This is a genomic window from Mycobacterium pinniadriaticum (genome assembly GCF_026242045.1).
Lineage (GTDB): Bacteria > Actinomycetota > Actinomycetes > Mycobacteriales > Mycobacteriaceae > Mycobacterium > Mycobacterium pinniadriaticum.
In genome coordinates this window covers 1-9193 of sequence record NZ_JAPJDO010000075.1, presented here as the reverse complement: position 1 = coordinate 9193, position 9193 = coordinate 1, and the positions used below count along the sequence as shown (strand labels likewise).

9 protein-coding genes and 1 pseudogene are annotated in these 9193 nt (G+C 65.5%); 5 read left to right on the top strand and 5 right to left on the bottom strand.

Annotation, left to right across the window (positions count from 1 at the left end):
• Positions 1-107: 107 nt before the first annotated feature.
• The 3 genes from ORI27_RS32340 to ORI27_RS32330 are packed head-to-tail and all read right to left on the bottom strand — an operon-like array spanning position 108 to position 2831.
• A complete protein-coding gene (locus ORI27_RS32340; protein ID WP_266001322.1) occupies positions 108-893 on the bottom strand; it encodes a TniQ family protein in 786 nt (261 codons plus the stop codon).
• Positions 862-1929 (bottom strand): ATP-binding protein, encoded by a 1068-nt coding sequence (locus ORI27_RS32335; protein WP_266001321.1) that lies wholly within the window; start codon positions 1927-1929, stop codon positions 862-864. The genes ORI27_RS32340 and ORI27_RS32335 overlap by 32 nt, the downstream gene beginning before the upstream one ends.
• Positions 1926-2831: a hypothetical protein gene (locus ORI27_RS32330; RefSeq protein ID WP_266001324.1), complete on the bottom strand. Its 906-nt coding sequence runs from the start codon at positions 2829-2831 to the stop codon at positions 1926-1928. Before ORI27_RS32330 ends, ORI27_RS32335 begins: the two co-directional genes overlap by 4 nt.
• 333 nt (positions 2832-3164) lie before the next feature.
• On the opposite strand from ORI27_RS32330, the gene ORI27_RS32325 reads away from it, so the two are divergent.
• The gene (locus tag ORI27_RS32325) at positions 3165-3299 is read left to right on the top strand and encodes a hypothetical protein (protein WP_266001323.1); all 135 of its coding nucleotides are present in this window, start codon (positions 3165-3167) and stop codon (positions 3297-3299) included.
• Positions 3300-3619: 320 nt separating this feature from the next.
• Here ORI27_RS32325 and ORI27_RS32320 read toward each other — a convergent pair.
• Positions 3620-3988 (bottom strand): annotated as a pseudogene (locus tag ORI27_RS32320) (hypothetical protein); the annotation flags it as partial.
• Positions 3985-4731 (bottom strand): TnsA-like heteromeric transposase endonuclease subunit, encoded by a 747-nt coding sequence (locus tag ORI27_RS32315; protein ID WP_266001320.1) that lies wholly within the window; start codon positions 4729-4731, stop codon positions 3985-3987. The gene ORI27_RS32315 and the pseudogene ORI27_RS32320, both read right to left, overlap by 4 nt.
• 253 nt (positions 4732-4984) lie before the next feature.
• Here ORI27_RS32315 and dnaK point away from each other — a divergent pair, with 253 nt between their 5' ends.
• The 4 genes from dnaK to ORI27_RS32295 are packed head-to-tail and all read left to right on the top strand — an operon-like array spanning position 4985 to position 9063.
• On the top strand, positions 4985-6832 hold the full coding sequence (gene dnaK / locus ORI27_RS32310; RefSeq protein WP_266001319.1) for a molecular chaperone DnaK: 1848 nt from the start codon (positions 4985-4987) through the stop codon (positions 6830-6832).
• Positions 6829-7476, top strand: coding sequence for a nucleotide exchange factor GrpE (grpE, locus tag ORI27_RS32305; protein ID WP_266001318.1), 648 nt, complete (start codon positions 6829-6831; stop codon positions 7474-7476). Before dnaK ends, grpE begins: the two co-directional genes overlap by 4 nt.
• A gap of 34 nt (positions 7477-7510) precedes the next feature.
• A complete protein-coding gene (gene dnaJ, locus ORI27_RS32300) occupies positions 7511-8692 on the top strand; it encodes a molecular chaperone DnaJ (protein ID WP_266001317.1) in 1182 nt (393 codons plus the stop codon).
• Positions 8692-9063: a heat shock protein transcriptional repressor HspR gene (locus tag ORI27_RS32295; protein ID WP_266001316.1), complete on the top strand. Its 372-nt coding sequence runs from the start codon at positions 8692-8694 to the stop codon at positions 9061-9063. The genes dnaJ and ORI27_RS32295 overlap by 1 nt, the downstream gene beginning before the upstream one ends.
• Positions 9064-9193 lie beyond the last annotated feature (130 nt).

Sequence of the window (9193 nt, the reverse complement as noted above, 5' to 3'; positions counted from 1 at the left end):
TCTTCGACGATCCGGACAGCACCCTCACGGAACTCCCGGTCGTACTTCTTCCGTTTCTCTGGCATCTCGATCCCTATTGTTGATGCCTCCACGGTCTCGGGGGAAGTTCAATCGAAGGCGATCGTCGCCGTGACGTCGATATCGGTGACGCGTAGCGGGCTGCCCGGGTCCTGCACGTACTGCCGCCACAGCTGGAACGCCAGTCGGTGGGCGCTGATGGCGTCGGCGTCCATCTCGAAGGGTTCGATGGAGCGCAGATCGAAGTTGCAGCGCCGAGTTCGCCTCATGCGACCACTCGGGCGCCTCGGCCGATTGGGGCACTGATAGATCGGAGTGTCGGGTTCCTGCGACAGCCACGACGATGTCGACCAGGGTTGTTCGCCGCAGCGCGGGCAGGTGCGGACCAGCAAGCACCCATGAATGCTGCAGGTGATGGCGAAAACGCTTGACCATTCGCGCTTCCAGTGCGGGTCGGGCTCCGACAGGCATTCGGAGCAGAACGCACTGCCCGCAGGTGTGGGCCGGGTGACCGCGTGGTAGCGGGAGAGATATTCGACGACCGCACCCTTGGGCAGCATTTCCGCGGCGGCTGAAGGCACGTCGGCTTGCGGGCAGCCCAACTTGCAGGCGAGCTGGGCAGCGTGTTGGCGCACCAGCCGCGCCAACCGGCCGGGCCGCTCAATACGGTCGGTGACGCCAGCTTCGGCGAGCAATTCCCGTGGCGTGATGCCGTACCGGGCGGCGGCCCGGGCCAACCAGGACTCGATGGTTTCGCCAGCACGGATGGCGCATGCGATTGGCCAGCGATCGATGTCGTAGCCGCCAGGAATCGCCCGCAGCGACTGACCAGGGCCTGTGGGCTCAGGCGGTTTGGCTGCTGACCTGAGCGGCATTATCGATGGTGGTATTCGAGATCAGGTCATCGGTGATGGTTTCGACACCGGTGGTGATCGCCAGATAGCTGACACGATCGAGGAGGTTGGTCAGCGAGGCGATTCTTCCTTGGGTTCGGCGGTGGAGCTCCTTGGCGTGATCGACCAGCATGCCGGGCGTGGCGTCGGCGAGTTTGAGGTGGCTTTCCATGACGCGAAGCAAGCTGACCCAACTGCGGAATCCCGCGTCGGTCTTGATCGCGAACGGCGCAACCGGACACCGAGTGGCGCGTCGACTGGTTTGCGCGTATGCGGCTTGCTCGCCGATGAGGCCCTCGTCGAAGAACCGCTTCTCGCGCAACTTGACCCCGACGTAGACGAACGTCACCGCCATCTCGTTGGCAAGGCCCTTGAGGTGGTTGGACACCTCCGCGCCGTGGCGATGCCGGAAGTCGATGAAGTGGAGATCGTCGATGACGATCAACCTGGTGTCGCAACTGGTCACGCAGTCCACCGCCAACGCACCGAGCCGGGACGTGGACGCCCGATCCACGGCGGGATGACCGTAGAACCGCAGAATCTGCTGATTGAGACCCTTCAAGGTGATCCCAGCACTGAGCGGAACGAACGCCACAGGTAGGTGCTGATGGCCGTCGGATGTGGTCGGTCCTTCGCGTCGATACACCTTCTGGTGAAAGTCCCGCGCGTAGCGTGTCGCGATGGTCGTCTTGCCGAGGCCAGGCTCGGCATCGATCACGACCGAGCCACGCAAACGGTCGCCGTCGCGCCGATTCGACGCCATGACCTGATCGATGATTCCGTACGCCGTCTTGAGCTGTGCGGTCTTCACCGTCGGAAGGTTGGCGTTCCACACCATCCGCGCCTCGTCGTAGTCCTCCCGATGATCGTCGGGCAGGGCATCCATGTCGCGGCGACTCAACACTTCGAAGTCGTCGCGCGGGCCTGCGCAGGCGAAGGCATCCCAGCCCTGTTTTCGGGACAGCTGATAGCGGGCGCTACCGTTCGTCGCCAACCATCGGGCCCACCGGTTCGTCATTCGTGAAAGACCTCGAACGCATCCTCGTCGGGATGCTCGTCGTAATAGCGATCGAACACATCGAGGTCGTCCACGACGTCGCCCAAAGCTGTTGCTTTCGGCATCCGCGCGACCAGATCGATGACCGCCGGCAGCGACGCCTCCTCGCGACACTCCTCTTGCGAGAGCGGCTCTGCTGCCTTGCCTGCAAGGTCGACCACCCGCTGACTGGACAAGCGTCGAGCGAGCGCTTTGTCTCGTCGACTGAGAACTTCGTCGCGGCCCCAACTACCGAGCAGATCGTGCACCGCGCTCGACGGATTCACGTGCCGATTGGTGCGGACACTGATGCGCTTGGCGTAGTCGGCAGCTTCCTGACTGAACGGCGACGTCAGAGCGTGAGCGTGCTCCCACTCCAGACGCGACCACTCATCGGTGTCAGGGTTGCGGAAGTAGGCGAAGCGGACGTCGTCGGAGTCGATCGAGATCGGCCACAACCCGGCGTGTGCGCCTTGGTAGGGCGACTTTTGGAGCCGAAACCCGTTGAGCGCTTCGCCGTCGTAGCGCTGCCCATTCGCCTCGACGCCATAGTTCTGGATGGTCCTCCACTCGACGTCGAGGAATTCATAGACGAGCTCGGCTCGCGCCGGCAGGGTCAACGACCCGCTGCGTGCTAGTCCGATCTCGTACATCTCGACCGGCGAGAAGCGTTCTCGCGGCAGGCTTGGGATGCACAGACCGTCGTGCTTGGTGTGGTGATAGACCGAGCCGATCCACTCGCGGATGATCTGTTCGAGTTCGGCGACGTAGTAGAACGATTTGCCCTCAACGTCCGCGCCGCGGGAATACACGTCGGGCCCCTTGTAGGCCGGCAGGTGTTGCAGCAAAGACTCCCGCAACGTGCGAAAGAACCGCTCGACCATCGGCTTGTCCGTGGCTTGCGGGCGATCGCCGGCTGCACTGAAATTCCCAATCGAGCACACGCGCCGATCACGTGTTCCGACAGGTACTGCTTGCCGTGATCCACCACGATGGTCTCTGGTAGACAGCCCATGACGGTGCCGTCACCGTCAAGTGCGTCCCCCGCAGACGACTCGGACTCCATGACCACGTTTCGAGGAACACCGTGAAAAGGCCACGCCGTCGCGTCGGCGGTCGTCGGAGTCCGGGGCGGTGTGACCGCCTGGTAGAGAACGTTCGCCACGTCGCGCGCCTTGGTCGACAACGGGGTGAGCTGCGCGCCGAGGATGCAGCGTGTGAAGACGTCCATGGCGATGGTCAACTCCACCGGCACCCACCGCAGTGTTACCGGCTCCATCGCGAACACGTCCAGCGGAGTCGTGTCCAGCATCGCGAACTCGCCGGGTCGGGTCGCACGCAGGCGGCCGTAAACCCCTGATGGGAGGTTGGCAACGGATCGGCGGTTCTTAGCGCTGCCGAATGCGGACCGCCCCTTCGACAGGGCGTCCAAGCGCCGCCGTGCCGTTGACGGCGATGGGATGCACACCTCGCCCGGTCCGTACTCCGTGCCCACCCTGCGATTGACGGTGTCGATCACGACGTTCCTCGTCGGTGTCGAGGCTCCGACCAGTTCGTCGAGGACGCGGACGCACATCGCGTCCCATCGGGGGTCGACGGTGGAGCGGCGTTTCTGCAGCAGTCGGCTATCGCCAATCCCAGCCAGACCCGACGTCCGATAGCCGGCAACCCAGCGTTCGACGGTGCGATCGGAAACCCCAAGTTCCGCGGCCTTCTCGCGGTACGCGTCGCCGGCAGACTTCCCTCCGACGGAGACGACTGCGATGACGTCACGGATATGGCCAGCCCGTACCTCCAACGCATCGCGTTGCTGACTGGTGAGCGACCCGAGGATGACCGGCACGAGCTCCTCGTCGGCGTCCCGAGGCTCCGCCTCGTTCACCGGTCGTCCTTCGGCAAGCAGACGATCGAAGGGAACTCGCGTCGCGGTCCGATCTGAGACGAGCTCAACCCCGCGGCGATCGATGCGATGGACACGCCACAGCGCACCCTCGAACCACAGATCGGTTCCGACCGCCAGATCGAACCGTCCGGAACTCATGCGGCCGCACTACCGGTCGTGATCGCCGACGTTCCAGACAGCGGGATGCGCAAGTCCGTGGCCCATCGTGACAGCCAAATCTGCTCCAACAACGCAGTCATCGCCGCCGAACGCGTGACGTCGGCTCCGTCCTGCGACGCCATAAGGATCTGATCGATGGTCATGCCGTCCGCCGCGACCGCAGACACTCGCTCGGATGCGGCACGGTCGACGAATCGGGATCGCTTCGCCAGGCTCAGAAAGCGCACGTTGCTTAGCTCCGTGGCGTTGGTGCCCGACCACACCTCGTACTGCCAACCACGCTCCCGGCACACCCGGTCGGTCCACTTCAGGACGTCGATCACCTTGGGCTTCTTGAGCATTCGTTCGGGCTTCACGTCGACCACGGTGAAGGCGCCGTTCCGATGCTCCAGCAATAGGTCGGGCACGTGACGGCGGAACGTTGATCCGTCGTACCCGCGCATCCAGAAGGGCTGAGCGGCCATCCATGCGACGGCCGGGCAGAAATCGGCAAGCAGAAGCCGGTCGCGTTCCAGCAGACTCTCGTAGACCAGATGCGCCTGAGTCGTTGAAGACCAGTACAGGCCCGAGTAGTTCCGCTGCCCCGCCCGCGACACCGGAATGCGGACTGGCCGACCGCGCGCCACCCGGCCGGCATCGACGCGGTTGAAGTCCACCGTGACCGGTTCACCGTCGTCGGCGATGTAGCTGACTTCGGCTGCTGCACCCTTGGCGGATGTCACAACCTGACTGTGCCTGACGCCGACACGTTGATGACTTTCCGACACGCGCCCGACAGCCAAATGACAATCCGACAACTTATGCGGATTCCTACAGCGAGCAATGCCGGGAACAAATCGCGGAGCGCCCTCGTTGACCGTCTCAACAACTTGAGTGAATCAGACTCAACTCTCGCTTGACAACCGCCTACCGGCGGGGGCAGGCTTGAGCCTGGTTCGCTCAGACCCAAAGACGTAACTATCAGGAGGATTCATCATGGCTCGTGCGGTCGGCATCGACCTCGGGACCACCAACTCCGTCGTGGCGGTACTGGAGGGTGGCGACCCCGTTGTCGTCGCCAACTCCGAAGGGTCCCGCACCACGCCGTCCGTGGTCGCCTTTGCACGTAACGGCGAAGTGCTGGTCGGCCAGCCCGCCAAGAACCAGGCAGTGACCAACGTGGACCGGACCATCCGGTCCGTTAAGCGACACATGGGCACCGACTGGTCCGTCGAGATCGACGGCAAGGACTACACCGCGCAGGAGATCAGCGCCCGCGTGCTGATGAAGCTGAAGCGGGACGCCGAAAGCTACCTCGGTGAGGACATCACCGACGCGGTCATCACCGTGCCCGCCTACTTCAACGACGCCCAGCGCCAGGCCACCAAGGAGGCCGGTCAGATCGCCGGCCTGAACGTGCTGCGCATCGTCAACGAACCGACCGCCGCGGCCCTGGCCTACGGCCTGGACAAGGGAAGCAAGGAACAGACCATCCTGGTCTTCGACCTCGGCGGCGGCACGTTCGACGTCTCGCTGCTGGAGATCGGTGACGGTGTGGTCGAGGTCCGCGCGACCTCCGGCGACAACCACCTCGGCGGCGACGACTGGGACGACCGGATCGTCGACTGGCTGGTGGACAAGTTCAAGGGCACCAGCGGCATCGACCTGACCAAGGACAAGATGGCCATGCAGCGGCTTCGGGAAGCCGCCGAGAAGGCCAAGATCGAGCTGAGCTCCAGTGGCAGCACCTCGATCAACCTGCCCTACATCACCGTGGACGCCGACAAGAACCCGCTGTTCCTCGACGAGCAGCTGACCCGCTCGGAGTTCCAGAAGATCACCCAGGATCTGCTCGACCGCACGCGTCAGCCGTTCCAGCAGGTCATCAAGGACGCCGGCATCTCGGTGTCCGATATCGACCACGTGGTGCTGGTGGGTGGTTCCACCCGTATGCCCGCGGTGACCGATCTGGTCAAGGAACTCACCGGCGGCAAGGAACCCAACAAGGGCGTCAACCCCGACGAGGTGGTTGCGGTTGGTGCCGCGCTGCAGGCGGGTGTCCTCAAGGGCGAGGTGAAAGACGTTCTGCTGCTTGACGTCACCCCGCTGTCCCTCGGTATCGAGACCAAGGGCGGCGTGATGACCAAGCTGATCGAGCGCAACACCACCATCCCGACCAAGCGGTCGGAGACCTTCACCACCGCCGACGACAACCAGCCGTCGGTGCAGATCCAGGTGTTCCAGGGTGAGCGCGAGATCGCGGCGCACAACAAGCTGCTCGGCAGCTTCGAGCTGACCGGTATCCCGCCGGCTCCGCGCGGCGTGCCCCAGATCGAGGTGACCTTCGACATCGACGCCAACGGCATCGTGCACGTCACCGCCAAGGACAAGGGCACCGGTAAGGAGAACACGATCAAGATCCAGGAAGGCTCCGGCCTGTCCAAGGAGGAGATCGACCGGATGATCAAGGACGCCGAGGCGCACGCCGAGGAGGATCGTCAGCGTCGCGAAGAGGCCGACGTCCGCAACCAGGCCGAGTCGCTGGTCTACCAGACGGAGAAGTTCGTCTCCGAACAGCGCGGCGCCGAAGGCGGATCGAAGGTCCCCGAGGACAGCCTCGCCAAGGTCGACTCTGCGATCGCCGAAGCCAAGTCGGCGCTCGCCGGTACCGATATCGGTGCGATCAAGTCCGCCATGGAGAAGCTCGGCCAGGAGAGCCAAGCTCTGGGCCAGGCCATCTACGAGGCCACGCAGGCCGACCAGGCGGCCGGCGAGTCGGGCGGACCGTCCGCCGACGACGTCGTGGACGCCGAGGTCGTCGAGGATGATCAGGAGAACAAGTGAGTGAAGGTCGCGAGGACGAACCGGTAACTGTCACCGACAAGCGCCGAGTCGACCCCCAGACCGGAGAAGTTCGCGAGGCCTCCGGGCCGGCCCCTGGTGGGCCGGCGTCGGGGGGCTTCGCGGGCGAAACCCCGGAGGAGGCCGACAAGGCAGCCGAACTGCTCGGCGACCTGCAGCGTGTGCAGGCCGACTTCGCCAACTATCGCAAGCGCGCGCTGCGCGATCAGCAGGTCGCCGGCGAACGGGCGAAGGCCGCCGTCGTCACCCAGCTACTGCCCGTGCTCGACGATCTCGATCGGGCCCGCAGCCACGGTGACTTGGAGACCAGCCCGCTGAAGTCGGTCGCCGACAAGCTGACGGCCACGCTGACCGGGCTGGGCCTGAGGGCCTTCGGCGTCGAAGGCGACGAGTTCGACCCGTCCCTGCACGAGGCCGTGCAGCACGAGGGTGAGGGCTCCAAGCCGGTGCTCGGCAATGTGATGCGGCAGGGCTACATGCTCGGCGACGTGGTGCTGCGGCACGCACTCGTCGGGGTGGTCGACACCGTCCCAGAAGACTCTGCCGGGCCCGTCACCGAACCGGCTTCGGCCGACACGCCGGTCAACGGCGAGCAGAGCGGCGCACAGAACGCAGAATCGAACTGACGACATGACACACGGTGAGAGGAGGTGACGCGGCATGGTTCAACGCGAATGGGTTGAAAAGGACTTCTACAAAGTGCTCGGCGTCTCCTCCGACGCCAGCGAGGACGAGATCAAACGGGTGGCCCGCAAGCTGCTGGCCGAGAATCACCCCGACCGCAACCCGGACAACGCCGCGGCCGACGAACGCTACAAGGAGGTCGGTGAGGCCAGGGATGTGCTGACCGACCCGGCCAAGCGCAAGGAGTACGACGAGACCCGGCGGATGTTCGCCGGCGGCGGCTTCGGCCGCCGCGGCAACGGTGGCGGCGGGTTCGGCGGATTCAGCGGTTACGGCGCTGACGGCGGCGAGTTCAACCTCAACGACCTGTTCGACACCGCTGGCCAGACCGGCGGCACGAACATCGGCGACCTGTTCGGTGGCCTGTTCGGGCGCGGCGCCCCGCCGCGGCCGAGTCGGCCACGGCGCGGCAAGGACCTGGAGACCGAGACCGATCTCGATTTCCTGGAGGCCACCAAGGGCGTCGCGATGCCGTTGCGGCTGACCAGCCCCGCGCCGTGCACGAATTGCCATGGCAGCGGCGCACGCCCGGGCACCAGCCCGAAGGTGTGCCCGACGTGCAACGGGTCCGGGGTGATCAACCGCAACCAGGGTGCGTTCGGGTTCTCCGAGCCGTGCACGGATTGCCGGGGAAGCGGCTCGATCATCGAGCACCCGTGCGACGAGTGCCACGGCACCGGGGTGACGACCCGCACGCGCACGATCAACGTCCGGATCCCGCCCGGCGTCGAGGACGGTCAGCGCATTCGGCTGGCCGGCCAGGGTGAGGCGGGCCTGCGCGGTGCGCCGTCGGGTGACCTGTATGTCACCGTGCATGTGCGCCCCGACAAGGTCTTCGGCCGTGACGGCGACGACCTGACCGTGACCGTTCCGGTGAGTTTCACCGAACTCGCCTTGGGGACAACGCTGTCCGTGCCGACTCTGGAGGGCAAGGTCGGTGTGCGGGTGCCCAAGGGCACCGCGGACGGCCGGATCCTTCGGGTGCGCGGGCGCGGTGTGCCCAAGCGCGACGGCGGCCACGGCGACCTGTTGGTCACCGTCAAGGTCGCGGTGCCGCCCAGCCTCGAGGGCCAGGCGCTGGAGGCGTTGGAGGCCTACGCGGCCGCCGAGCGGGCCAGTGGTTTCGACCCCCGGGCGGGATGGGCGGGCAACCGCTGATGGCCGCCTCAGACGACGCACGGACCTTCCTGATTTCGGTGGCCGCCGAGCTGGCCGGTATGCATGCGCAGACACTGCGCACCTACGACCGGCTCGGCCTGGTCAGTCCGCGGCGCAGTTCCGGTGGCGGACGCCGGTATTCGGAACGCGATGTCGAGCTGCTGCGCGAGGTGCAGCGGCTGTCCCAGGACGAGGGCGTCAACCTGGCCGGGATCAAGCGCATCATCGAGCTGACCAATCAGGTCGAGGCGCTGCAGTCGCGGCTGGAAGAGATGATAGAAGAACTGGAGTCGTTGCGGGCCAACCAGCGTCGTGATCTCGCGGTCGTGCCGAAGAGCACGGCCCTGGTGGTCTGGAAGCCGCGCCGCTGAGGCCGAGCAGACGTAAAGGGGCTCTTCGCAGATGAGGGTGTAGCGGTGGTCGGCGCGTCGTTGCCGGGATAGGGGTCGAGGTCTTCCGAGGATGGAGGTTCCTACGCCAGCCATCCGAAAGACCTCGACG

Coding starts and splice junctions, on each gene's coding strand:
- ORI27_RS32340 (WP_266001322.1), bottom strand. CDS start 893: ATGCCGCTCAGGTCAGCAGCCAAACCGCCTGAGCCCACAGGCCCTGGT.
- ORI27_RS32335 (WP_266001321.1), bottom strand. CDS start 1,929: ATGACGAACCGGTGGGCCCGATGGTTGGCGACGAACGGTAGCGCCCGC.
- ORI27_RS32330 (WP_266001324.1), bottom strand. CDS start 2,831: ATGGTCGAGCGGTTCTTTCGCACGTTGCGGGAGTCTTTGCTGCAACAC.
- dnaK (WP_266001319.1), top strand. CDS start 4,985: ATGGCTCGTGCGGTCGGCATCGACCTCGGGACCACCAACTCCGTCGTG.
- dnaJ (WP_266001317.1), top strand. CDS start 7,511: ATGGTTCAACGCGAATGGGTTGAAAAGGACTTCTACAAAGTGCTCGGC.
- ORI27_RS32295 (WP_266001316.1), top strand. CDS start 8,692: ATGGCCGCCTCAGACGACGCACGGACCTTCCTGATTTCGGTGGCCGCC.